We start from the raw sequence: 24,544 nt of genomic DNA, 5'->3' as shown, positions 1-24,544 counted from the left end.
CGCCTTGGCTAATAAAAATAAACAGGGGTCGTCATGTGAGCGCTTTTCTTACACGCAATATCCGACCGTATCTCCTCCCTCTCGCTTGCCACGAATGTACTGACGAGCTCGCGGAAACGCGCGCCGATCAGTTGCCGGCAGCTTTCGAATCCGCTCAGCAACCACGCAGCGCCTGATCCATTCGCGTCAGCCCGGACAGCTTGCCGGGTCGAGGCAACGGCTCATGGCGGACACCGATACTCGATGCGGTTCCATCGCTGCCCCTGAATGCTCGTAAACCACAGGTGACCACAGTGAAAAAAACAACAAAATGGATATGTGCGCTCTTTTCCGCTACTGCCTTGCTCGCCAGCGTTGGGGCTAGCGCAAAGGACTTGCGGCTTGGCCTGATCGTGCCGGGAACGCATGCCTGGACGCAGGCCGCCCAGGCCATGGGCGAGGAGCTCAAGGAGCGTTCCGGGGGCAAATACAGCGTTTCAGTATTCCCCGCCGGGCAGTTGGGAAGCGAGGCGCGGATGCTGCAGCAACTGCAGACAGGCGCGCTGGATATGGCATTCATGACCACCGCCGAGATTGCCAACCGGGTGCCTGATTTCGGCGCGCTGTTCGCACCGTACCTGGTGAAAGATGTGGTTCAGGCCGGCGAGTTGCTCAATGGTCCCTCCGCCCAGGGCATGCTGACGCAACTGCCTGCCAAGGCTGGTGTTGTGGGCTTGGGTTATGGCGTGGCGGGGATGCGCCTCATGCTCAATGCCTTCCCCACGGAAAGTGTCGAAGCGGTCGAGGGTCGCAAGATTCGCATTACACCGTTCCCGCCGGTGCAGGATTTCTACCGATTGCTCGGCGCCGCCTCAACGCCGATGCCGATCACCGACGTCTATGACGCCCTGGCCAACGGTCAGGTGGACGGCGTGGATGCCGATCTGGAATTGATCTGGAAGCTGCGCTTGCACGAACGCGCCAAGTCGGTGCTGCAGAGCAATCACATGATGTTCCCGGTAATCGGGCTGATGTCCGGTCGCATCTGGGCACAAACCAGCGAACAAGATCGCGCGCTGATTCGCGAGCTGACCCGCAAGCATCTGAACAGCCTGACCGCGCAATACGAGCAGTCCGAAGCGCAGACGCAAGCCAGTATCGAAGAGGCGGGCATCACGTTGGTGCGGGTAGGCCCCGAGTTCTTTGGCGACAAGCTGCAGCAGTGGGAAGACATCTGGATGAAAAAGACCCCCGTGCTGGCCGATCTGCGCAAGGAAGCGGCGGCCCTTGCGCCTTGAATCCAACCTCGCCCGGAGGCAGCGGCCTTCGGGTGACGCGCTCATAGTTATCCACTTAGGGAAGTGCACATGATTCACGCGCTGAGCAACGGCATTGGGCGAATTGAGCGGGGAGCGCTGCGGGCGCTGGTCCTGGTTTTGCCGTTCTTGATTCTGATCAATGTCGGTGGCCGGGCGTTGAGAACGCCGATCTTCTGGCTCGATGAGCTGGCCGTACTGATCATGGTCTGGGTGGCAATGCTGGGCCTTAGCGTAACCCTCAAGACGCGCGACGCGGTGTCCGTGACCCTATTGGCCGATGCGGTGCCGGATGGGCTCAGAAAGGCGCTCAAGTGTGCGTCCGATCTGGTCGTGCTGGGGTTTGCGGTCGCCCTGCTGGTGCTCTGCTATCTGTGGTTCGATCCATTGCTGCTGATCAGCAGTGGCTTCGATTTCGACGCGTTCGCGGCCAACTCCTTCAATTACGTCTATCAGGAGCCGACGGCGACGCTCGGTATCGCCAAATTCTGGTTCTGGTTGATCTTGCCGGTGGTGGCCTTGAGCAGCAGTGTTCATGCGCTGGCCAATCTGCTGGACACCTGGAAAACGCCGCAGTCCGAGCTGCGCACCGAAGCATCCGCTGCCGGCGCCGGAGAATAAGCATGGTCATTGGAATCTTTGTCGTATTGCTGTTCGTTGGCGTACCGATCGCGCTGGTCCTCGCGGTGAGCGCGATGGCCTATATCCAGCTCAGTGGCAACAGCGTGCTGTTCCTGTCTTACCCGCAACAGTTCTTCGGTGGCCTGGACAATTACGGTCTGCTGGCCATTCCATTGTTCATGCTGGTTGGCGAGCTGATGAACGAGGGCGGGATCACCAAACGCCTGGTGGCGCTGGCCTCGGTTTTCCTCGGTTCGGTTCGCGGCGGGCTGGCGTACATCAATATCCTCGCCAACATGATGCTGGCTTCGATCGTTGGCTCCGCCAATGCTCAGGTCGCGGTGATGTCGCAGGTGATGGTGCCGGAGATGGAACGCAAGGGGTACGACCGCAACTTCGCGACTGCGACGACGGCGGCCGGTGCCTTGCTCGCGCCCGTCATTCCGCCTTCGATGCTGTTCGTGATTTTCGGGGTGCTGGCGCAGATATCCATCGGCGACCTGTTCATCGCCGGTATCGTCCCGGGACTGTTGATGACAGGCGGCTTCATTCTAGTCATTGCTGTGCTCGGGTTCTTTTATCAGTACCCGCCGAGCGAGCGCCTGAGCCGGGCGCAGAAGATAAAGAACATCCTCGGTAGCGTGCCGTCACTGAGTGTGCCGGTAGTAATGATCGGCAGCATCATCGGCGGCATCGCCACGCCAACGGAAGCGGCCGCGGTAGGCGGTGCGATGGCCGTGATCGTCGGTCGTTTCGCCCATGGCGAGATGAAGCTGGACAGAATGGGCGACATGTTGCTGCGCGTGGGCATCAACAGTGGTGTGGTGCTGGCGCTGGTCGCGGCTGCGGCAGTGTTCGGCTGGGTGATCGTTTACGAGCAGATTCCGCAGCAACTGGGCGAAATCATGCAGGGCATGACCTCCGATCCGTTCGTCTACCTGCTGCTACTCATTGCCTTGCTGCTGGTAGTCGGGATGGTGATCGATGGCATCGCCGCGCTGATTCTTCTGGTGCCGATCGTGCTTCCGGTGGCCGAGTCGGTGTATGGCATCAACGCCTATCACCTGGGCGTCATCATGTGCATCAACCTGACCCTCGGACTCCTGACCCCGCCCGTTGGCGCGGCGCTCTACGTCGCCTCTCGGGTCACCGGATGTCGCCCAGGCGACATCATGCGGCCACTGCTGCCGTTCCTGCTGATCACGCTGCTGGTGATGATACTCATCGCCTGGCAGCCGGGGTTGGTGACGACATTCCTTTAACAAGACCTGCAAGGTCGAAAGCCTGATCCCGGCCCATGGGGCCGGCCCCTGACTGGAGAACGTTATGACTCGATTGAAAGACAAGGTGGTCATCATCACCGGAGCCGCGCAGGGTATCGGCGCCACCTATGCCAAGGCGATGGCGGCGGAAGGTGCGCATATCGTTGTAGCCGATGTGCTCGACGGATCCGCCGTGGTGGACGAAATCGAGGCCTCGGGTGGCCAGGCCATATCGGTGATGACTGATGTATCCGATGAGGTGTCCGCTGCCGCCATGGCGACGGCGGCCATGGAGCGCTTCGGCCGGATCGACGTGCTGGTGAACAACGCGGCGATTTATGCCTCGCTGAAAATGAAGTCGTTCGATGAGATCGATGTCGGCGAGTGGGACAAGGTCATGGCGGTCAACGTGCGTGGTCCCTTCGTCTGCGCGAAGGCGGTGACGCCGTACATGAAGGATTGCGGCTACGGGCGCATCATCAATATTTCATCCGGTACGCCGTTCAAGGGCACGCCGAACATGCTGCATTACGTCACCTCGAAAGGCGCGATTCTGGCGCTGACGCGAGCGTTGGCGCGTGAACTGGGTGACCATGGCATTGCGGTAAATACGCTGGCGCCGGGGCTGGTGTTGAGCGAGGGCGTGGTGGCCAACGCTGAGATGCGTGAGCGCCTGACCGCACCGGTAATCGCCAGCCGCGCCATCAAGCGCGACCAGATGCCTGAAGACCTGATTGGCCCGCTGCTTTTCCTGGCTTCGGATGACAGCGCCTTCATGACCGGCGAGACCGTGGTAGTCGACGGCGGGTCGGTGATGCATTGATCACAGCTTGCCTATGATGAAGCCAGGCCATGGGGCTGCGTGCGTGCCGTGGCGGATTGTCATCCGACGCGACTCCGCAGGCCCGCCCTCACCCTAGCCCTCTCCCGGAGGGAGAGGGGACTGTCCGTGCAGGCGCCAGGGTATTGCGGTGATTGCAGCTTGCGCGTTGGCCTTGCTGCTTTTCCTGGCTTCGGATGACAGTGCCTTCATGACCGGCGAGACCGTGGTGGTCGACGGCGGGTCGGTGATGCATTGATCATAGCTTGCCTATGACGCAGCCATGGGCAGGGGGCTGCGTGCGTGCCGTGGCGGATTGTCATCCGGCGCGACGCCGCAGGCCCTCACCCTAGCCCTCTCCCGGAGGGAGAGGGGACTGTCCCGTGCCGGCGCCAGGGTATTGCTGTGATTGCAGCTTGCGCGTTGGCCTTGCTGCTTTTCCGCAGCGTGGCGTTCTGCTTTGCAGCGCATGGGCTTGACCGGTAGAGGCATACGTTTGAAGCGACTTCTGTCTGTCAGCTCACATAGGACTGGCCCCCTCTCCCTGAGGGAGAGGGCTGGGGTGAGGGGGTGGGGCTTTGCAGCAGCTCCCCCTTCGACGATCGCTTGTAATTAGCCCGATGGCTCAGCAGCTGATTCTGGGCTCAGGGTCTGAGTATTGCCGGGTCGATGATCAGTTCGATGAGAAACGGGCGATCAGCGGCCAGCGCCTGTTCGAATGCATCGGCGAACTGCTCGGTCCGCTCCACGCGTGCGGCTCCGGCACCGAATGCCTGTGCCAACTGGAGCATGTCTGGGTTGACCAGGTCAGTGCCGTAGCGGCGACCGGGATATTGTTTTTCCTGATGCATCCGAATCGAGCCGTAGGAGCCATTGTTGACCACGATGACGATCACATTGGCACGATACTGCACGGCGGTCGCGAGCTCCTGGCACGTCATCAGAAAGCAGCCATCTCCGGCAAAACATACGGCCGGGCGCTGCGGATTTGCCAATTTTGCTGCGATTGCCGCCGGTAGGCCGTAACCCATCGAGCCAGAGGTGGGCGCAAGCTGGCTGCCCCAGCCAAGGTAGGGGAAGAAACGATGCAGCCAGAGCGTGTAATTGCCGGCTCCGTTCGTCAGCACCGCATCGTCCGGCAGTGTGCGGCCCAGCCAGGCGACGATTTCGCCGAGCTGAAGCGGGCCGGCAATCGTGGTTGGCTGGGTCCAATCAAGGAAATTCTTGCGCGCGGTTTCCAGCCAGACGCTGCGCGCCTCGTCAAGCGGCGGGGACGGTGGTTCGAGATCCGTCGTGGCCTGTGCGAAGGCGCCTACGCTTGCACAGATCGCCAGGTCCGGTTGGTGGACCCGGCCGAGTTCCTCGGGGGCAGGATGGATATGCACCAGTGTCTGGGCCGGATTCGGCACGTTTACCAGTTCGTAATGGCGTGTGGTGATGTCTCCGAGTCGTGTACCAACCGCGATCAGCAGGTCCGCGCTCTGGATGAGTTCGGCCAGGCGCGGGTTCATTCCCAGGCCCGCATCGCCGACATAATGGGCGCTGCCGCTATCGAAGCGGTCCTGACGTCTGAACGCGGTAGCCACGGGCAAGCCGTGCGCCTCGGCGAAGGTTTGCAGGCGCTGGCGGATCTCGGGCGTCCAGCCCGAACCGCCATACACGGCAAGCGGACGACGAGCGGATGAGAGCAGCTCAGCCAGACGGCGCATATCCCCAGGCGCGGGATGGCCCTGAGCAATGAGGGCCGGTCCGGCCCGCACCGGATCGAGTGTTTCGTAGAGCAGATCCTCTGGCAGGCCAAGCACTACCGGACCGGGTCGCCCAGACTGAGCGGTAGCGAAGGCGCGGTTGAGGTATTCGGTCAGGCGTTCGGCCTCCTGAATATCCGAGGCCCACTTGGCGACTGAGCCGAACAGCGCCTTCACATTCACTTCCTGCCAGGCTTCACGTTCCTGGAAGCCGCGCGGCACCTGACCGACGAACACCAGCAGCGGCGTCGAGTCCTGCGAGGCCACGTGCAGGCCGGCCATTGCGTTGGCACTGCCGGGACCGCGAGTGACGAAACAGACCCCGGGGCGTCCGGTGGTCTTGGCATACGCTTCGGCCATCATCGAGGCGCCGCCTTCCTGGCGGCAAACCACCAAGTCGATGTCCGGTGCGTCATGCAGTGCGTCGAGGACCGGCAGGAAACTTTCGCCGGGCACGGTAAAAACGCGGTCGACGCCATTGCGTCGCAGCAGCTCAACTATTGCCTGCCCGCCGGTTATTGTTACGGGGTTGCCGGTCATTCGATCGCTCCTGCAAGACGGTGGGCGTGGCTTACTTCAGCAGTCCGGCTTCCTCGTAGTATTTCTTCGCGCCCGGGTGCAGCGGCGTGGCCAGGTTGATTTCGGTGGCGGAGCCTTCAGCGGTCCAGCCTTTCATGGAACCGAACGAGCGCTGGAGGTTTTCACGACGCTCCATTACCGCCTTGGTGATCTGATAGGCATCCTCCTCGGACACCGCAGCATTGGCATACAGCGACGTGCTGAAGCCTACACCCTGTACCGGCTCGGTCTGGTCTTCAAACATGTTGGCGGGCATGGTGGCGCGCACGAAGCCGTAACCTTCGAGGAACTTCACGGCCTCCTCGCTCAGGCTGATGAAGCGTTGGCCGGGGGCGATCGAAAGCTGGGCGGTGTTCGGGTGCCCCTCGGTAGTGATGCCGATGATCATGTCGATCTGCTTGTCGCCGAACTGGTCCTGCAGGATGCTCAGGCTGGACTTGCTGATGCTGCCACCAAAGCTCTCGATGTCCTCGTAGGTCAGCCCGTTCGCTTCGAGTATCAGCTTGCTGATGTACTCATTCAGACTGCCTTGCGGGCCAGTGCCGATACGCACAGCAAGTTTTTTCTCCTTGATCTCTGCGATGGAGGTGATGGGGCTGTCTTTCTGCACGGTGATGCGTTGGTAGTACTGGTCGAGACCGCCGACCAGACCGAGCACGTTGCCGATTTTCTTGTCGAACGGCCCGAAGCCCTGTACCGCCCAGGAGACGACCGGCGGGAAGATCAGGCCGATGTCCGAGCGTTTGGCCGCCAGCAGCTTGGTATTCGCGATGGCCATGGGTGTGCCGAGGATGTCGACGGTCGAACCCTGCGGCAGGCCGTCGAGCATCTCGGTGCGCAGGGAGCCCGCGTAGGCGTACCAGGTGGTGCCGGTCGGCCCGGCAGCGAATTTGACGTTTACCGGGTCAGCGGCAAAGGCCGTACCGGAGAAGGCGAGGAAGCCGCCGAGAATGAAAGGCAGTGCGTTTTTCTTGAATGCTTTAATCATTTTCTTGTTCTCTTTATGGGTGAAACGTTTGCCAGACAGCTGAGCTGAACCAGCGTTGAACTCAAGCTTTTGAGCTCTCCATCAAAGTGCCGCTCGAGGCGGCCCTTGCCTTGCGGATCTGCCAGGCCCATACCAAGGCCAACAGAACCAGACCTGCTGCCGATGCCTTGATTACCGGCGCAATCAGCAGCGCGGCAGCGACGAACAGCAGGAAAGACTCGATTAGTGTGTTTCTGGCCCTCAGGTAGCCCGCTACGCAGCCAGCCAGGGCGTAGCAGCCGATGATCGCGGTGGCGACGGCGGGAAGGATTTCGGTCCATTCGCCCTGCAAAAGCAGCGCCGGGCTGAAGACGAAGGCGAACGCCACCAGGAAGCCGGCCAGGCTGTAGCGGAACGCGATCCAGCCTGTCTTCCATACGTTGGCTTTGGCGATCCCTCCGGCTACGAAGGCGGCGAGCGCCACCGGTGGCGTGACCATCGACAGGGCTGCGAAGTAGAGGACGAAAAAGTGTGACGACAATGCTGGAATCCCGAGCTTGTCCAGCGCGGGAATGGCCAGGATTGCGCCCATGATGTAAGCGGCGGTAGTGGGCATGCCCATGCCCATGACGATGACCATCAACATCACCAGCAGCAGCGCGGGAATCAGCATGCCGCCCGATAGTGCAGTGACGAACGAGCCGAACGTCAGGCCCAGATTGGTCATCGACGCGATACCGACAACGATGCCTGCGCCGGCGCAGGGGATGGCCACGGCAATGGCGCCCCGTGCGCCGGAATCCAGCGCTTTCAGCGAATCCACGAATACGTTGGCGGTGGCCTTGACCGCGCCGTTGACGCCCTCCGCGCTGAAGCCGCCCCAAACGCGGGTGATCAATCCGAAAACGATGGTCACCCAGATGGCCTCCAGCGTGGCGGAGCTCAAGGCGCGGCCAGCCATGATCTGATAGACCAACATGACCACCGGAATGAACAGGTAAAGGCGTTTGAAAACGCTGGCCCAGTTGGTGTCCATCTCACTCAGCTTGAGTGCTGTCAGACCCTTGCGGCGGGCCAGCAGATCCACCACGAAGTACAGCGCGACATAGAACAGCAGTGCGGGAATCAGCGCGGCGATGGCGACCTGGGCATAAGGAATGCCCATGAATTGCGCGATAAGGAACGCCGCTGCGCCCATGACCGGTGGCATCAACTGCCCGCCGGTAGACGAAGCGGCCTCGACCGCAGCGGACTCTTCGGAACTCATGCCCGACTTCTTCATCGCCGGAATGGTGAACATGCCCATCACCGCGGCATTGGCGGTGGCGCTGCCGCTCACGGAGCCGAACAGCGTCGAAGAGACAATGGATACCTTGGCCATGCCGCCGCGAAAGCGGCCCACCAACAGCACCGACAAGTCCATGAACAGCTGGCCGCCACCAAACAGCTGCAGGAAAGCGCCGAACAACAAGAAATAGAACACTTGGTTGTAGGAGACGATGCTCGGAATGCCGAACACGCCTTCGTTCTGCATGGTTTGCAGGTCGAGGAAAGTCTCTAGGAACATCATGGTCGGTTCACCACCATGACCGATGATGCTCAGCATTGGCAGATCGCGTAGCGCGGGACCGATGAACTGATAGCCGAGGAATACCAGGATGACCACCGTCAAGCCCATTCCCAGTGCCCTGCGTACCGCCTCGACCACAAGGGCGATGGTTGCGATGCCGACGATGAAGTCCCATTTTTCCAGCAGATCGACCATGGCGATCCGCGTAACTAGCCGCTCCGCGTTAACCAGATAGTACGCGGCGATCGCCGCCGCGACCGCCGCCAGCAGGTAATCCGAGGCACGGGCAAGCGACAGCTTGCCCCGGCTGTCTTGGCGCAGCGGATGGGTGATGAAGGTCAGCACCACGCCAAACATGACATGAATGGGTACGGCGACTATCAGCTCCAGAGGCTCGCCGTAAACCATGTGAATCTGGAAGGCCGCCCAGCAGAGCGCAACGATCGATGCAGGATTCAGAAGGCTTTTCATGATGTTCTGCCATCTCCGTGGTCGGCTAATGCCGAACGTTGGCTGACGGGATGCCGATACGCAGCGGCTAGCCTGGTGGCAGGCTCAACGGGCTTGGCGAGACGCTTGTTATTTTTTTGGGATGCCTTCGCCGTGGAGACGGGGTTGGCTATATCGAACAGAGGCCGTCGGAGTGAACACGCAGGGTCTGTCAGGAAATGCTGAAAAAGCTCGGGGTCGTTCATGTCCGCCTCTACTTATTGTTATGGATGCTGCGGTAGTAGCTGGCTCTGTGGCTGACTCCATCTTAGGTTCAGCGCTAAATGGGTGAATATTAATGAATTCTGATACGGGCCATCAGCGCACGCTTTGGTGAGCAGCGCGCCGCGCTGGCCCGGCTGTTTGCGCGCCGCATGGGTGCTCGGCGCGCCCATTCAAGGTTTGATTTCGCCCAGTAGCCAGGACACCAGCACGCCGAAAAGCAACGCCCAGAAAGGCGCGCTGATGCCCATCAGTGAAAAGTTGCTCATGGCCACCGCAAGGGCGACGAAGGCGCCAATCTGGCAAGCGCCGCCTTTTCGGAAGGCCTGTTGTAGAGCGCTAAGCAGCACGCCGATCATCGCCAACCCGGCGACGATCATGATCAGCGCCTTTGGCAGCGCCAGAATGAAAGGTACGGCGAGGCCGGCGAATAATCCGAATAGAGCGAACAGCACGCCGTTGACCAGTGCCGCGCCGTAGCGGTGCTGCGGGTCTTCGCCCGCTTGCTCGGATGAGCAGATCGCGGTCATTGGTCCGGCGATATTCGCGTTGTGGCCGCCCAGCAGGCCGGCGAGTATGCCGCCGATGCCGCTGAGCACTGTCATCGCGTTGATGGGCGGACGGTAGCCCTCGGCCATCAGCACGCCCGCGGCCTGGGCGTTTTCGGCGCCGATGACCAGTGCGGTCAACGGAATGGTAATGGCCAGAAAGGCATCCAGCGAAAAGGTGGGTGCGGTAAAGACGGGCATCACGAAAGCAACATCGACATCAGCGGGCTGTATTTGACCCATCGCCAGCGCAAGGCCGAATCCAATGATGCCGGCCACCATTACCGGCGGCACCGATTTGACGAACCGCGTGACCAGAAAGAAGCTCAGCGCCGCGGAGCCTGCGATCAAGGGCATGGCGGCAACCGAATCGACGGCCCCGGTGGCGAAACGAATCATGGCCCCCACGATCATTGCCATCACGATAGGCATCGGCAGCCACCGCATCAGCTTGCCGATCAGGCCGGACACGCCGAGCAGCAGGACCAGCAGGCCGCTCATGATAAAAGCGCCCACAGCATCGCTGAAGTTAATACCCACAAGCGATGTAGCGAGGATCGCAGCGCCGGGAATGGTGTAGGCGCCGCAGATTGGCTGGCGATACCGCAGCGCAAGGAACAGGCTGAGCAGCCCGCCCAGCACGTAGATCGAGAACAACCAGGCGACCGTCTGACCAGCGCTCAGTTGCCCGGCCTCGGCGGCCTTGATCACCACCAATGCGGGGCCGGTGCAGCCAAAAACAGCCGCGACCAGGCCGACGCTGATGGTTTTGCTGTTCAGTATCTGGCGCAGCGATGGTTTGCCGGGTTTGGCGTCTGGCAGATCATTCACCAAAGGAGTCGTATCGTTGAGCATCGTGGTGCCTCTGTTTGTTGTTATCTGCAGCTGCTGCCGGGACCCATTCGCTTAGCCGCGCATCCAGGCCAAACGCATGCAGCCGGCGGAGAAACCTGCGCCGGCTGTTGCGTGGCACGCATTCCTTTGATCAAAAATGCATTGGCCAGGCGGCACGCAACGCTCGGTTACGTTTTGCTTTTGGGTGTCGCTTACTCGCCGCGGAACACCGCCGGACGCTTGCTGTGGAAGGCTTCGACGCCTTCCTTGAAGTCAGCTGAGCTGCGCAGACGGCTGTAGCAGTGGCCTTCCATCTCGATGGCGACGGTCAACGGCGAATCTTCGTTGTCGTTGATCAGCTTCTTCGCGGTGCGCTGGGCCAGCGGCGAGAACCGGCGCAGCTCATCAACCAGCGCGTCCACGGTGCTTTCCAATTCGTTATCCGGTACGCACTCGGTGGCGATGCCCCAGTCGTAGGCTTGCTGTCCGGTGATGCGCTTGGCGCGCATGACCATGTGCTTGGTGCGGGTGATGCCGATGATTTTCTGAAGCCGCGCGGAACCACCTGAACCCGGAATCTGGCCGAGATTCTGCTCAGGCAGGGCGTAACGGGTTGTCTCCGATGCGATACGGAAATCGCACGCCAGTGACAGCTCAAAGCCAACGCCAAAGGTGTAGCCGCGGTTGGCTACGATGACCGGCTTGGTGCAACGGACCGGCGCGGCAACGTTCCAGGCCAGTTTGGAGACATGCTCGGGAGATGCTTCGAGGAAGCCCCTGATGTCACCGCCGCTGGAGAAGTGCTCGCCCTCGGCGCGCAGGACGATGACGCGCACATCGGGGTGAGCATCCAGTGCTTCAAACACTTCTCGCAGCGTATCGCGCTGGCTCATGGCGATGACGTTGAACGGTGGGCGCCCCAGGATGATGTCGGCGCGCTCGTGGTCGGTATTGAGCTCGACGGTGAAGCCGTCAAAAGGGGTTTCCAAGAATTTTGCGATCTGCTGGCTGTTCATTTCTGATGTTCCTACGTGCGAAAGGGGGTTCAGTTGGCGGTTACGGGCTGGCCGTACTCTGCGACGAGTACGCGGCGCAAGACCTTGCCGACGGGAGATTTGGGGATCTGGTCAATGAATTCGTAACGACGTGGGCGCTTGAAGCGCGCCAGGCCGGACGAGACGCAATGGGCGTCCAGTTCCTGCTCGGTAACCGGATGGCGGAGCTTGATGAAGGCAGCCACCAGCTTGCCCCACTGTTCATCCGGCAAGCCGACCACGGCCACTTCCTCGACTGCGGGGTGGAGGGACAGCGCATTCTCGATCTCGGCGGGGCTGACGTTTTCGCCACCAGTGATGATCAAGTCATCGACACGGCCGGTGACGAACAGGTCGCCATCTTCATCGAAATAGCCCGTGTCGCTGGTGTAGTACCAGCCGTCGCGAATGGATTTGGCATCCGCCTCTGGCCGCTTCCAGTAGCCATCGAAGGCTTCGTCGCTGGCGAGGTCGGCGATGATCTGGCCTTCCTCGTTGGGTTTGCACAGGTCGTCAGCCGACTGCGCGTCCAGCGCCACGACACGGATGCGCTGGTTGAGCGCGCTACGGCCCGACGAGCCAGGCTTGCTGCTGGCTTTCTGGTCGATGGTAAAGGTATAGATCTCGGAACTGCCGTAGTGATTGACGAACAGTTCGGGCTTGAATGCCGCCTCGACCCGTTGCATCAATCCATCGCTCATCGGCGCGCCGGCGAAGCCGAGCTTGGTCACGCTGGCGACACGCTGCGGACTGAACGCAGGGTGCTCGATAAGCATGTGATAAAGCGTCGGTACCAAGTACAGGTTGGTGATCTTCTCGCGCTCGATGGCGTTCAGCGTGGCTTCGACATCGAACTTCGGCACGCAGACGAAATGGCCGTCCAGCAATGCCATCGACAGCAATGAGCGCACGCCCATGGTGTGATACAGCGGCATCACGCCCAATGTGCGCTCTTCATGGCCATACAGATTCTGCGCCACGTGCGCGACGGCGGAGGCGCGTTCGGCACGGTGACTACGGGGTACGCCTTTGGGGCGGCTGGTGGTGCCGGATGTGTAGAGCATCAGCGACCAGTCTTCGGGGCCGGCACGCAGGATTGTTTCGCTTGGGGCGTCGGCAATCAGTTGCTCGAAGCTCATGACGTTGCCGTTGGTTGGCAGGCCGGTGCTGATGCATTGAACACCCTTGAAATCGCAGGCGCTGACAGCTTCGTGTGCCGAGTCGTCATGAATCACCACGCGTGCTTCGGCATCGCTGATGCACCAGCTCAAGTCGTCGGCGCTGCAACGCCAGTTCAGAGGCGTCATGATGATGCCGGCGAACTGACAGGCCCAATGCAAAGTCGCCAACTCCCAGCGGTTTTGCATGACGGCAACCAGGTGATCGCCTTTTTTCAGGCCCAGTCGCTCAAGGCCGTGGGCGGCGTTCTGGATATCGACGAACCAGGTCTCGTAGGTTTTCTTCAACTCGCCGTCGCTGATCGCCACCGTCTTCGGCCGGCGCTCGACCGCGGCAAGGAAGCTGCGTCCAAGATCAAACATTGTCGGAGGTCTCCACGTTTTGTTGTTGTGGTTGTGGGGTCTGCCGCTGCTGCGCGACCTCCAGCACCGCCTTGACGATGCCGGTGTAACCGGTGCAGCGGCACAGGTGGCCGGAGAGCATGTCGCGTACCTGGGTTTCGTCAGGGCTTGGGACGCGCTCTAGGAACTCGACGCATGACATGAGGATGCCTGCCGTGCAAAAGCCGCATTGCAGGGCGTGATGACGGCTGAATGCTTGTTGCAGGTCATTCATCACATCGTCTTTGGCCAGCGATTCGACGGTGTCGATGCGCTGCCCGTGGGCCTGCACCGCGAGCATCAGGCAGGAGCGTGAGGCAACGCCGTCGACGAGCACCGTGCAGGCGCCACATACGCCGTGCTCGCAGCCCACATGCACACCTGTGGCGCCTAGCTCGTGGCGCAGGAAATCGCACAGTTGCATACGTGGTTCGGCGCGGCCTTCGCGCTGCCGGCCGTTGAGCTCGAGACTGATGGCGAAACGTTGATCAGCTGGCGCGTGCATGGGATTTTTCCTCGATCAGTTGCTGGCCCAGTTCGCGGACCAGCTGACGCCGGTAGGCGGCGCTGGCATGTACGTCGTCCTGTGCGCCGAGCGACCAGGCAAAAGCGTTGAGTGCGTCCTTGAGTTCCGTGCCCAGTGGCAGCCGACGCAGGACGGCGCGGTCGGCAACGCCGCCGATGCCCAAATCCACATGGTCTTGGCGAATACAGGCGGCCAACGCGACCAATGCGAAGTCGCCGTGGCGCATGGCAATCTCACGAAAGCGGTAGCTAACCTCTGGCTCACGAAGCGGGAAATGCACTTCTACGACCAGCTCGTCGGGGCGTTTCTCGGTGGTCAATACGCCTTGAAAAAACTGGGCAGCCGGGATTTCTCGGCGCTTGCCCTTGAGTGACTCCAGCACCACGGTGCCGCCAAGCGTGACCAGGCACAGGGGGAGTTCGGCGCTGGGGTCGGCGTGGGCGACCGAGCCGCAGACGGTGCCGCGATTACGCGTCTGGAAATGGCCGATCCAAGGCATGGCCTGGGCCAGCAGAGGAACTTCATCGCCCAGGCTTGGACGATCCATCAGCTCGACCTGGCGCACCGCGGCGCCGACCACCAGGCGATCTTTTTCCAGATTCAGGTAATGCAAGTCGCTCGCATGGTTGATGTCGATTAGCACTTTCGGCTGTGCCAGGCGCATGTTCAGCACAGCCATGAGCGACTGGCCGCCAGCGATGATTCGGGCCTGTTCGCCATGCTCGGCGAGCAACTGCAGCACTTCGCGCTTGTTGTCGGCGCGGACGTAATCGAATGCAGCAGGCTTCATTTCGCACCTCCCATGCCCAGCAGAGCGAGCAACCGTTGCCACGGGCTGGTATTTGCCGGCTTGCCGGTCAGGCGTGCAGCCAGGCGGGTGAATATCTGGCCGATGATTACTTTCGAGGCGCTCTGCAGCATGCGTCCGCCCACGGCAGCGACCTTGCCGCTGACGGCTGCGTCGTAGGCGTATTCCAGTCGCGTATGGCCGTTTTCCAGCTCGATGAAAGTGACCTTGGCGCTGCCGGTCGCCGAGCCCATCGGGCTGTTGCCCGAGCCGGACAGGCGTAGCGAGTGCGGAGGGTCCAGGTCGGTGAGCCCGACGCGCGCTGCGAAGCGAGCGCGGATCATTCCAACGCCGACGGTGACATCGGCGCGGTAATGGTTCGTGCTTTCCAACTCGAGCGCGTGGCAACCAGGAATGATCGACTGCAGCGTCTCCGGATCGAGCAAGGCATCGAAAACCTGTTGCGGTGGCGCTGGGATTTCCACTGAGTCCCGTGCTTGCAGCGCCGAGCCCCCGGCCACCCGTGGTGCTTCGAGCGCGACGCCTTCGGGCGGCGGCGGCTCGTCGATGCCGATCATGCTGCGCACGCGCGAGGGTGTCAGCGGTAGCTTGATATCCGAGCGGCCGAGCGCGTCGGCGACGGCGTTGGCGATGCACACGGGGGTGCTCATGTTGTTGCCTTCGCCCACCCCTTTGGCGCCGAGCGGGGTGAAAGGCGAGGGCGTCTCCATATGCAGAATCAGGGGTTCCACCGCCTCTGGCGCCGTCGGCACCAGGTAGTCGGCGAAGGTGCCCGAAAGAAAGCTGCCGTCTTCGCCATAGGCGAACTCTTCCATCAGTGCGACGCCGAGGGCCTGGGTGAATCCGCCGCGGATCTGCCCGTCCATCAGCATCGGGTTGAGGATTCGACCGGCGTCGTGGCAGGTGACGTACCGATCGATATGGACCTCGCCGGTGATTCGGTCGATTTCCAGACCGCAGTAATCGAATATGAAGCCGTAGCACAGCGAGCTGTTGATGCAGTCGTTGTCGTCTGGAGCGGTCAGCTGAGGCGGCGTCCAGAAGGCGGTTTCGCGTAGCCCACCACCTTCATTTTCGGGGAGCAGACCTGGCGACCAATGGGTCGAGCCGGCAATACGATGGAAAGCCTGGCTGGGGCCGTCCGTGACGAATACCTTGCCACCGGCGAAGCGCACCTGATCGGCCGATACATCCCACATCGCGGCCGCAATGCCAGCCATGCGCTCGCGGATCTTTACCGCGGCGTTGTACACAGAGCCCGCGACAGCGCCGGCGAAGCGGCTGGAGTAATTACCCGATGCGATCGACCAGGCGTCTTTGCCGGTATCTAGTTCAACATTGACGTTAATGCTGTCGAGCGCCACACCCAGCACCTCCGCCACGATCTGGGCAACGACGGTCTGGTGGCCCTGGCCCTGGGGCGTCGAAGAAACATGCACGGTCACGCCACCAAGCGGATCAACGCTGACGGTGGCCGTGCTGACCGCACCGTTCTTGGGACCGCTTTTGCGCCGTTCTTCGGGCGTCATCGCGGTGGTGATGTAGCCCATGTTGGAAATCGACGGCTCGACTGCGGCGGTGTAGCCGATGCCATAGAGGCGGCCCTCGGCACGTGCCTGTTGCTGGCGGCGCAGCAGTTCGTCGAGTCCACCCTCCCGAATGGCGAGGTCGACGGTTGCGGGATAGTCACCTGAATCGAGTAGCGCTCCGGCGGCAGCTCGATAGGGAAAGACGCCGGCTGGAACCAGGTTGCGCCGAATGACCTGCAGCGGGTCCAGACCAAGCTGGACCGCGACCTCATGCATCAGGCGCTCCAGTGCGAAGTACACCTGGCCGCCGCCGAAGCCGCGGTTGAGCCCACTTGGCACCTTGTTGGTGAGCACCACGCGGTTGCGCACCGACAGGTTGCGAATGGCATAGGCGCCGGACAGGTTGCCGTGCATACGGTAGAAGGTGGCGGGCTCCGGCGCGCGCAGGTAGCCACCGCAATCGTCGATCTGGTCGTAGTGCAAGGCGACCACGCGTCCATCGCTTTCGACTGCTGCCTGGATCTCGCATACGCGGTTGGTGGCGCTGGATGAGGCCTGCAAGTGCTCCAGCCGGTCTTCGACCCACTTGACCGGGGCGCCAACTTTGCGTGACGCCAGACCCATGAGCACTACATAGGGGAACACTCCCTGTTTGATGCCGAAGCTGCCGCCTGAATCCGGCGGCGTGCGCAGGCGTAGACGGTTCCCTGCCACGTTCAGCGCGCGGGCCATTACCGAGTGCAGCGCATAGGGGCCTTGGAAATTGGAAAGGACGTCATAGGTGCCGGTGGCGGCCTGGTAATGTCCCAGCACCACGTAGCACTCGATCGGGGTGCAGGAGTTTCGTGGGTAGTGAACCTTGATCGACACCCGGTGAGGCGCATGTTCGAACGCGTGTTCCGGATCGCCGTAGCGGAAGTTGCGCTCGTTGACCACATTGCTACCCACCGCCTCGTGGAGCACGGGCGCATCAGAGTGGGTGGCCTTTTCTGGATCGATGATCGGTGGCAGCGGCTCATATTCGACCTGAACCGCGTCTAGCGCATCTTCGGCCAGATAACGGTCGTCTGCGATGACCACGCAGATGGGCTCGCCCACATAGCGGGCCTTGTCCACCGCCAGGCACCAATGTTCCATGGGCGCACGAACGCCTACCGGAAAAGGGTTGGCCCAACGCTTGACGTCCTCTCCAGTGAGCACGGCATGCACGCCCTTCATGGCCAGTGCAGGCGAGGCATTGACCGAGATGATGCGAGCGTGCGCATGGGGTGAACGAACGATGGCAGCGTGCAGGGTGCCGGGCGGGGTGGCCATATCATCGGCATAGCGGCCCAGCCCGCGCAGCAGCGCCGCATCTTCGACGCGAGCCTGGGAACGTCCGATCTGCCCGGCCTCGTTCCGTTCGGTGGGTTGGTACATGTTCATTGCGGGACTCTTGTTCTGTTTGTGTCCCGAGTATTTGGCAGAGCCCGACCACGTTGCCTTGCCGCCGGCTATGGTGTTTTGCCCCTCAGTTGCTGGATTTACCTTTGAGTCTGATTTAGCGGCATGTAATGCGATGCCAGCGAACGGCGAGCATCTGGATAAGCGCAGTTTTAGATCTGATGGCCGACGGTGTGGCCTTGCTGGTGCAAGCTTCCAGTGCGTCCGCAGCCGCTAGCGGCGCATCGATGACACTCCAAGGTGGTCTTGTCCGCTCGCGCGGGCCGGCCGCTTTGCTGACAGCGCTGTCAGTTGGTGGTCATTCTGCTGACCGGTCCGGCAGGTTATAAGAGAGCCATAAAAAATCCATTGGTCTTGCCTGGCGTCCTATTGATGCGTACCCGAACCAAAGCAATTGCAGCCTTAGGCGGATTGATCGCCCTGGCTATCGCAGGCAGTTGGCTATCGAGCGGACCTGCCGTTACCAGGGCGCTCATCCCCGTCGCGGTTCCAGTGCGGGTGGTGGCCGTCGAGAAACAGGATGTAGCGGCCTATGCAAGCGGCATCGGCCGAGTGGCTTCGCTGCACAGCGTGGTGATCCGTCCGCAGGTCGATGGCATGCTGACGCGCCTCCACGTCCGGGAAGGGCAGTGGGTGAAAACGGGCGAATTGCTTGCCACCCTGGATGACCGTTCGATCCGCGCCAGCCTCGCCGAGGCCAAGGCTCAATTGGGGCAAAGCCAAGCGCAATTGAATGGGGCGGAAATCGATCTCAAGCGATACCGCTTGTTGATTGCCGACAACGGCGTATCACGGCAGACCTTCGATCAACAGCAGGCGCTGTTCAATCAACTCAAGGCTACGGTTTCGGGGCACAAGGCCGCGATTGCCGCAGCCGAGGTGCAACTGTCCCACACCCAGATTCGATCGCCGGTTGCAGGCCGGGTGGGCATTCGCAACGTGGACGAGGGCAACTTTCTGCGGATGAGCGATGCCAATGGGTTGTTTTCGGTCACGCAAATCGTCCCCATCGCCGTAGAGTTTTCGCTGCCGCAAGGAATGTTGCCCACCTTGAGGCGGCTGCTCGATGCGCCGGAATCAGCAATCGTCCAGGCTTTCATCAGTGATGAAAAGTCGGCGCAGAACATGCTCGGGGAAGGCCGCCTCACCCTGATCGACAATCAGATCTCCGCCAACACCGCCACGCTGCGGGCCAAGGCTGAGTTCGCTAATGACGACCAGAACCTCTGGCCGGGTCAGCTGGTAAACGTCAAGGTGCAGACCGCGCTCTACCGCGATGCATTGGTCGTACCGCCCAACGTAGTGCTGCGCGGCCTGAACAATCACTTCGTCTATCGGCTCAACGGTGATGTCGCCGAAGTGCTGCCGGTGAAGGTGGTCTACCGCGACAGCGAGACCGTCATCATCGAGGGCGCGCAAGCCGGCGATGTATTGGTCAGCGATGGTCAATCACGACTGAAGCCGGGCACGAAAGTCGAAGTGCTCGGAGAGCCTTCGGGGCAGACACTCGCCATACAGGCGCAGCAATGAACAGGGGTTCGGTTTCGACGTGGTGCGTCCATCATCCGGTCGCGACCTTGTTGCTGACCTTCGCCATGCTGCTGATGGGCTTGATCGCCTATCCCCAGCTGGCGGTGGCCCCCTTGCCAGAGGCGGAGTTTCCGACCATTCAGGTGACCGCGCAGTTACCGGGTGCCAGCCCGGAAACCATGGCGTCATCGGTGGCGACACCGCTGGAAGTGCAGTTCAGCGCGATTTCCGGCCTGACGCAGATGACCTCGAGCAGCGCACTGGGCTCGACCAACCTGATACTGCAATTTTCCCTCGACAAGAGCATCGATACCGCTGCGCAGGAGGTGCAGGCCGCAATCAGCAGTGCGGCCGGCAAGCTGCCACAGGACATGCCGAGCCTGCCGACCTGGAGAAAGGTGAATCCCGCCGATAGCCCGGTGCTGATTCTCACCGTCAGTTCCGCCTTGATGCCTGCGACGGAATTGAGCGATCAGGTCGAAACCGTGCTGGCAAGGCAGCTCAGTCAGATCGAAGGGGTGGGGCTGATCAATATCACCGGCCAGCGCCGCCCGGCCATTCGCGTGCAGGCATCGCCGGACAAACTGGCGGCGGTCGGCCTCACTCTGGCCGACATTCGCCAGACGATTCAGAACACCAACCTCAACCTGGCCAAGGGCGCCCTCTATGGCGAGTCGAGCATCTCCACGATCTCGACCAATGACCAGCTGTTCCAGGCCGAGGAATACGAGCAGCTGATCGTCTCCTACGTCGACGGTGCTCCGGTGCACCTGAATGATGTGGCGCAGGTTACGAGCGGATCGGAAAACGACTACGTGCGAGCCTGGTCGGGCGATGAACCAGGCCTCAACCTCGTGATCAGGCGTCAGCCCGGCGCCAACATCGTCGAGACCGTGGATCGCATTATGGGCGAGCTGCCGCGCTTGCAGGCCCTTCTGCCCGCGTCGATCGAAGTGACTGTTCTCAACGACCGTACCGAGACTATTCGCGCCTCCTTGCACGAGGTGGAAATCACGCTGCTGATCGCGGTGGTGCTGGTCATCGGCGTGATGGCGCTGTTTCTGCGGCAATGGTCGGCAACCCTGATCGTATCCAGCGTGCTTGGCGTGTCGCTGATCGCCTCACTCGCGTTGATGTATGTGCTCGGTTTCAGCCTGAACAACCTGACCCTGGTCGCCATCGTGATCGCGGTGGGTTTCGTAGTGGACGATGCGATCGTGGTGGTGGAAAACATCCACCGCCACCTGGAGGCTGGGGAAGGCAGGCGCGAGGCGGCGATCAAGGGGGCCAACGAAATCGGTTTCACCGTCATTTCGATCAGTGTCTCGCTGATCGCGGCGTTCATTCCGCTGTTGTTCATGGGCGGTGTGGTAGGGCGGCTGTTCAAAGAATTCGCGCTGACCGCCACCTCCACCATCCTCATTTCCGTGGTGGTTTCCCTGACCCTGGCGCCGACTCTCGCCGCGCTGTTCATGCGCGCTCCTGATCATGACGCGCAGCGGCGTCCCGGTTTCGGCGAGCGGCTGCTGGGCCGCTATGCAAACGGGTTGCGCCGTGCGCTTGCGCATCAGAGGATCATGCTCGGGCTGTTCAGCCTGACGCTGGTATTGGCAATCGCGGGCTATGTTTTCATCCCCAAGGGGTTCTTTCCCGTGCAGGACACCGGATTCATCCTGGGCACTACCGAGGCGGCAGCCGACATCTCCTACCCGGACATGGTCGAAAAACATCTGGCGTTGGCGAAAATCCTCAGCGAAGACCCGGCGGTCAGAGCGTTTACCCATGCGGTGGGCGTGACCGGTAGCAACCAGACCATTGCCAACGGACGCTTCTGGATAGCGCTGAAGGATCGCCGCCAGCGCGACGTCTCCGCCAGCGCCTTCATCGATCGAGTAAGGGGCAAACTGAGGGCGGTGCCGGGTGTCGTCTTGTATCTGCGTGCCGGGCAGGACATCAATCTCAGTGCGGGTCCCAGTCGCAGCCAGTATCAGTATGTGCTCAAGGGCAACGACGGGCCCACGCTCAATACCTGGACGCAGCTCTTGACCGAAAAGCTGCGGGGAAATCCGGCATTTCGTGACATCTCTAACGACTTGCAACTGGGGGGCAGCACCACGCACATCAGCATCGACCGCGCCGCTGCGGCACGCTTCGGCCTGACCACCAACGACGTCGATCAGGCCCTGTACGACGCTTTCGGTCAGCGGCAGATCAGCGAATACCAGACCGAGACGAACCAGTACAACGTCATTCTCGAACTTAGCCGGCATCAGCGTGGCAGGGCTGAAAGCCTCGATTATTTCTATATGCGGTCCCCGTTGAGCAGCGAAATGGTGCCGCTGTCCGCGGTAGCGAGGGTCGATGCGCCCGTCAGCGGCCCGCTGTCGATCAGCCATGACGGCATGTTTCCGGCGTCCAACCTGTCATTCAATCTCGCCCCCGGGGTGGCGCTTGGCGATGCGGTGAGCATGCTTGACCGAACCAAGAACGAAATTGGCATGCCAGCCGAGATCAGTGGCAGCTTTCAGGGCGCGGCGCAGGCCTTTCAGAGTTCGCTGGCGAGCCAGCCCTGGCTGATTCTCGCTGCGCTGGTGGCGGTCTACATCATCCTCGGCGTGCTGTACGAAAGTTTCGTCCATCCCTTGACCATCATTTCCACGCTGCCTTCGGCCGGGCTCGGCGCGTTGGTGATGCTCTGGTTGTTCGGTCAGGACTTCACGATCATGGCGCTGATCGGGCTGGTGTTGCTGATCGGCATCGTCAAGAAGAACGGCATTCTGCTGATCGACTTCGCCCTGGACGCGCAACGCAGCCGTGGTCTGTCGCCACAGGATGCCATTTACGAGGCATGCGTTACCCGCTTCCGGCCCATCATCATGACGACGCTTGCAGCAATGCTCGGCGCGGTCCCGCTGATTCTCGGCTCCGGTCCCGGAGCCGAGTTGCGCCAGCCGCTGGGCATGGCGGTGGTGGGCGGCCTGTTGGTCAGTCAGGCGCTGACGCTGTTCACCACGCCGGTCATATACTTGTGGCTCGAGCGGCTATTCCATCGGCGCAAGACGATCTTGCAGCCAGCGACAAATCATTGAGGCTGGGCCATGCGTGTTCTGGTTATCGAAGACGAAGAGAAAACCGCTGGTTACCTGCACCGGGGCTTGACCGAGCAAGGCTACACGGTGGACTGCGCGGGTGACGGTATCGAAGGGCTGCATCTGGCGCTTGAGCGCGATTACGCGGTAATCATCCTTGACGTCATGTTGCCCGGGCTCGACGGTTTTGGCGTGCTTCGCAGCTTGCGTGCACGCAAGCAGACGCCGGTGATCATGCTCACAGCCCGCGAACGGGTGGAAGATCGCGTTCGGGGCCTGCGCGAAGGAGCCGATGACTATCTCGGCAAGCCCTTCTCCTTCCTCGAACTGGTTGCCCGCTTGCAAGCCTTGACGCGGCGCGGCGGCGGCCACGAGCCGGTACAGATCAGCATTGCCGACCTCTGGATCGACCTGATCAGCCGCAAGGCCACTCGAGCTGACGTTCGCCTTGAACTCACCGCCAAGGAGTTTTCGCTACTCAGCGTACTGGCGCGGCGCCACGGGGAAATCTTGTCGAAAACTGCGATCGCCGAAACGGTGTGGGACATCAATTTCGACAGCGACGCCAACGTCGTCGAAGTCGCGATCAAGCGTCTGCGTGCCAAACTCGACGGGCCCTTCGAGCACAAGCTCCTGCACACCATCCGTGGCATGGGGTACGTATTGGAAGACCGTCGTGTCTACTGACTCCATCGCGCTGCGCCTGAGCGGCCTGTTCACGCTCGTGGCGACGGTGATTTTCCTGCTGATCGGCTGGACGCTTTACCATCAGGTCGGCAAAGGCCTGGGGCTGCTGCCAGAAGCAGAATTGGATGCGCGTTATAGCGTTCTCGAATCCGCCCTGAATCGCTATGGAACGCTCGAGCACTGGGACAAGATAAGCGCCAAGCTCACGCTCCTGCGCGAGGAAGACAGCCGCATCCGTTTCTGGGCGGTCAGTGACGATCCTCGTTTCGAATTTGGCGACCCGGACGAACGACTGCGTAGTTTCGCCCAGGGACCGGAAGGCATGCGCGACCTGATGCTCGATGGCTATGGTTATCCGATCAAAGTCCTGATACGCGAATTGCCTGCCAAGGATCAGCGCCCACCCTTGCGTTTTTTGATCGCCATTGACACCGAGGCGTTCTGGCAAACCCAGCGCCACCTGTTATTGGTACTCGTCAGCCTTGCCATCGCCGGCGTCCTGCTGGCAGCGGCTCTGGGCTACTGGGTCGCTCGCATCGGCCTGAAACCTCTGATCACGCTATCCGAGGAAGCCCAGAAACTGACGCCGCCACGACTCTCCGGGCGCCTGCAACTCTCGTCGCTCCCGCCCGAGTTGAAGCAGTTCGCCAGCGCGTTCAACACCACGCTCGAACGGGTCGAGCAGGCCTATGGGCGGCTTGAGTCGTTCAATGCCGACGTCGCCCACGAGCTGCGCTCGCCGCTGACGAACCTCATTGGGCAAACGCAGGTCGCCTTGAGTCGGGGACGATCAGTGGAGGACTATTCCGAAGTCCTGCAATCGAACCTCGAGGAACTCGAGCGGCTGCGCTCCATCATTCTCGACATGTTGTTCCTGGCGAGCGCTGACCAGGGTAGCAAGGCGACCGAGCTGACATCGGCTTCGCTCGCCGATGAGGTCGCCACCACCCTGGACTATCTGGATTTCATTCTCGAAGACGCTCAGGTGAAGGTACAGGTCATCGGTGACGCAACGGTGCAGATCGAGAAGGCTCACATGCGACGTGCGTTGATCAACCTGCTTAACAACGCGGTGCAACACACCGCCGCAGGGCAGAGCATTCGGGTGTGGATCACTGAGCGGGAGGATGAAGTCAGCATTGGCGTCGCCAACCCGGGCGAAGGCATCGCCAGCGAACACTTGCCGAGACTGTTCGAGCGGTTCTTCAGAATCGACCCTTCGCGCAGCAACAGTGGCGCCAACCACGGACTTGGTCTGGCCATCGTCAAGGCCATTGCGCTGATGCATGGCGGCGACGTTTTCGTATGCAGTGCCGACGGCATGAATACGTTCGGCATGCACCTGCCCGTGCGGCCGCCCAAGATGCGCTGCGAAGACGGTCCG

Annotated in this window: 17 protein-coding genes and 1 pseudogene; 9 read left to right on the top strand and 9 right to left on the bottom strand. The window is 61.4% G+C overall.

Going from position 1 to position 24,544, the window contains the following annotated elements; translation table 11 throughout:
* Positions 1-293 precede the first annotated feature (293 nt).
* The 5 genes from AC2LD7_RS04350 to AC2LD7_RS04330 all read left to right on the top strand — a co-directional run bounded on the left by AC2LD7_RS04350 (position 294) and on the right by AC2LD7_RS04330 (position 4,257).
* The gene (locus AC2LD7_RS04350) at positions 294-1,277 is read left to right on the top strand and encodes a TRAP transporter substrate-binding protein (RefSeq protein WP_484596627.1); all 984 of its coding nucleotides are present in this window, start codon (positions 294-296) and stop codon (positions 1,275-1,277) included.
* A gap of 69 nt (positions 1,278-1,346) precedes the next feature.
* Entirely contained in the window at positions 1,347-1,916 is a 570-nt protein-coding gene (locus tag AC2LD7_RS04345) for a TRAP transporter small permease (protein WP_484596626.1), read from the top strand.
* 2 nt (positions 1,917-1,918) lie between these two features.
* The gene (locus tag AC2LD7_RS04340; protein ID WP_484596625.1) at positions 1,919-3,178 is read left to right on the top strand and encodes a TRAP transporter large permease; all 1,260 of its coding nucleotides are present in this window, start codon (positions 1,919-1,921) and stop codon (positions 3,176-3,178) included.
* A 64-nt stretch (positions 3,179-3,242) separates the two neighbouring features.
* Positions 3,243-4,001 (top strand): SDR family NAD(P)-dependent oxidoreductase, encoded by a 759-nt coding sequence (locus AC2LD7_RS04335; RefSeq protein WP_484596624.1) that lies wholly within the window; start codon positions 3,243-3,245, stop codon positions 3,999-4,001.
* Between the two features lie 148 nt (positions 4,002-4,149).
* Positions 4,150-4,257: an SDR family oxidoreductase gene (locus AC2LD7_RS04330; protein ID WP_484596623.1), complete on the top strand. Its 108-nt coding sequence runs from the start codon at positions 4,150-4,152 to the stop codon at positions 4,255-4,257.
* A 385-nt stretch (positions 4,258-4,642) separates the two neighbouring features.
* On the opposite strand, the gene AC2LD7_RS04325 is transcribed toward AC2LD7_RS04330, so the two are convergent.
* The 9 genes from AC2LD7_RS04325 to AC2LD7_RS04285 form a co-directional block, all read right to left on the bottom strand.
* Entirely contained in the window at positions 4,643-6,286 is a 1,644-nt protein-coding gene (locus tag AC2LD7_RS04325; protein ID WP_484596622.1) for a thiamine pyrophosphate-binding protein, read from the bottom strand.
* A 31-nt stretch (positions 6,287-6,317) separates the two neighbouring features.
* Positions 6,318-7,313, bottom strand: a complete 996-nt coding sequence (locus AC2LD7_RS04320) for a TAXI family TRAP transporter solute-binding subunit (protein ID WP_484596621.1) — start codon at positions 7,311-7,313, stop codon at positions 6,318-6,320.
* Positions 7,314-7,374: 61 nt separating this feature from the next.
* Positions 7,375-9,333, bottom strand: a complete 1,959-nt coding sequence (locus AC2LD7_RS04315; protein ID WP_484596620.1) for a TRAP transporter permease — start codon at positions 9,331-9,333, stop codon at positions 7,375-7,377.
* Between the two features lie 413 nt (positions 9,334-9,746).
* Positions 9,747-10,976, bottom strand: a complete 1,230-nt coding sequence (locus AC2LD7_RS04310; protein ID WP_484596619.1) for a benzoate/H(+) symporter BenE family transporter — start codon at positions 10,974-10,976, stop codon at positions 9,747-9,749.
* Positions 10,977-11,167: 191 nt separating this feature from the next.
* A complete protein-coding gene (locus AC2LD7_RS04305) occupies positions 11,168-11,971 on the bottom strand; it encodes an enoyl-CoA hydratase/isomerase family protein (protein ID WP_484596618.1) in 804 nt (267 codons plus the stop codon).
* Between the two features lie 29 nt (positions 11,972-12,000).
* Entirely contained in the window at positions 12,001-13,530 is a 1,530-nt protein-coding gene (locus AC2LD7_RS04300; RefSeq protein WP_484596617.1) for an AMP-binding protein, read from the bottom strand.
* Positions 13,523-14,053 (bottom strand): (2Fe-2S)-binding protein, encoded by a 531-nt coding sequence (locus AC2LD7_RS04295; protein WP_484596616.1) that lies wholly within the window; start codon positions 14,051-14,053, stop codon positions 13,523-13,525. The genes AC2LD7_RS04300 and AC2LD7_RS04295 overlap by 8 nt, the downstream gene beginning before the upstream one ends.
* Positions 14,037-14,864, bottom strand: a complete 828-nt coding sequence (locus tag AC2LD7_RS04290) for an FAD binding domain-containing protein (protein ID WP_484596615.1) — start codon at positions 14,862-14,864, stop codon at positions 14,037-14,039. Before AC2LD7_RS04290 ends, AC2LD7_RS04295 begins: the two co-directional genes overlap by 17 nt.
* Positions 14,861-17,836: a xanthine dehydrogenase family protein molybdopterin-binding subunit gene (locus AC2LD7_RS04285; protein WP_484596614.1), complete on the bottom strand. Its 2,976-nt coding sequence runs from the start codon at positions 17,834-17,836 to the stop codon at positions 14,861-14,863. Before AC2LD7_RS04285 ends, AC2LD7_RS04290 begins: the two co-directional genes overlap by 4 nt.
* A gap of 390 nt (positions 17,837-18,226) precedes the next feature.
* On the opposite strand from AC2LD7_RS04285, the gene AC2LD7_RS04280 reads away from it, so the two are divergent.
* The 4 genes and pseudogenes from AC2LD7_RS04280 to AC2LD7_RS04265 form a co-directional block, all read left to right on the top strand.
* Positions 18,227-19,384: an efflux RND transporter periplasmic adaptor subunit gene (locus tag AC2LD7_RS04280; RefSeq protein ID WP_484596613.1), complete on the top strand. Its 1,158-nt coding sequence runs from the start codon at positions 18,227-18,229 to the stop codon at positions 19,382-19,384.
* Positions 19,381-22,473: a multidrug efflux RND transporter permease subunit gene (locus AC2LD7_RS04275; RefSeq protein WP_484596612.1), complete on the top strand. Its 3,093-nt coding sequence runs from the start codon at positions 19,381-19,383 to the stop codon at positions 22,471-22,473. Before AC2LD7_RS04280 ends, AC2LD7_RS04275 begins: the two co-directional genes overlap by 4 nt.
* Before the next feature lie 9 nt (positions 22,474-22,482).
* Positions 22,483-23,160, top strand: coding sequence for a heavy metal response regulator transcription factor (locus AC2LD7_RS04270; protein WP_484596611.1), 678 nt, complete (start codon positions 22,483-22,485; stop codon positions 23,158-23,160).
* Positions 23,150-24,511, top strand: a pseudogene (locus tag AC2LD7_RS04265) (heavy metal sensor histidine kinase); the annotation flags it as partial. The gene AC2LD7_RS04270 and the pseudogene AC2LD7_RS04265, both read left to right, overlap by 11 nt.
* Positions 24,512-24,544: the final 33 nt, after the last annotated feature.

The organism is Stutzerimonas sp., assembly GCF_982611455.1.
This window is presented reverse-complemented; position numbering and strand designations above follow the sequence as displayed.

Coding starts and splice junctions, on each gene's coding strand:
- AC2LD7_RS04345 (WP_484596626.1), top strand. CDS start 1,347: ATGATTCACGCGCTGAGCAACGGCATTGGGCGAATTGAGCGGGGAGCG.
- AC2LD7_RS04340 (WP_484596625.1), top strand. CDS start 1,919: ATGGTCATTGGAATCTTTGTCGTATTGCTGTTCGTTGGCGTACCGATC.
- AC2LD7_RS04335 (WP_484596624.1), top strand. CDS start 3,243: ATGACTCGATTGAAAGACAAGGTGGTCATCATCACCGGAGCCGCGCAG.
- AC2LD7_RS04325 (WP_484596622.1), bottom strand. CDS start 6,286: ATGACCGGCAACCCCGTAACAATAACCGGCGGGCAGGCAATAGTTGAG.
- AC2LD7_RS04320 (WP_484596621.1), bottom strand. CDS start 7,313: ATGATTAAAGCATTCAAGAAAAACGCACTGCCTTTCATTCTCGGCGGC.
- AC2LD7_RS04315 (WP_484596620.1), bottom strand. CDS start 9,333: ATGAAAAGCCTTCTGAATCCTGCATCGATCGTTGCGCTCTGCTGGGCG.
- AC2LD7_RS04310 (WP_484596619.1), bottom strand. CDS start 10,976: ATGCTCAACGATACGACTCCTTTGGTGAATGATCTGCCAGACGCCAAA.
- AC2LD7_RS04305 (WP_484596618.1), bottom strand. CDS start 11,971: ATGAACAGCCAGCAGATCGCAAAATTCTTGGAAACCCCTTTTGACGGC.
- AC2LD7_RS04300 (WP_484596617.1), bottom strand. CDS start 13,530: ATGTTTGATCTTGGACGCAGCTTCCTTGCCGCGGTCGAGCGCCGGCCG.
- AC2LD7_RS04295 (WP_484596616.1), bottom strand. CDS start 14,053: ATGCACGCGCCAGCTGATCAACGTTTCGCCATCAGTCTCGAGCTCAAC.
- AC2LD7_RS04290 (WP_484596615.1), bottom strand. CDS start 14,864: ATGAAGCCTGCTGCATTCGATTACGTCCGCGCCGACAACAAGCGCGAA.
- AC2LD7_RS04285 (WP_484596614.1), bottom strand. CDS start 17,836: ATGAACATGTACCAACCCACCGAACGGAACGAGGCCGGGCAGATCGGA.
- AC2LD7_RS04280 (WP_484596613.1), top strand. CDS start 18,227: ATGCGTACCCGAACCAAAGCAATTGCAGCCTTAGGCGGATTGATCGCC.
- AC2LD7_RS04275 (WP_484596612.1), top strand. CDS start 19,381: ATGAACAGGGGTTCGGTTTCGACGTGGTGCGTCCATCATCCGGTCGCG.
- AC2LD7_RS04270 (WP_484596611.1), top strand. CDS start 22,483: ATGCGTGTTCTGGTTATCGAAGACGAAGAGAAAACCGCTGGTTACCTG.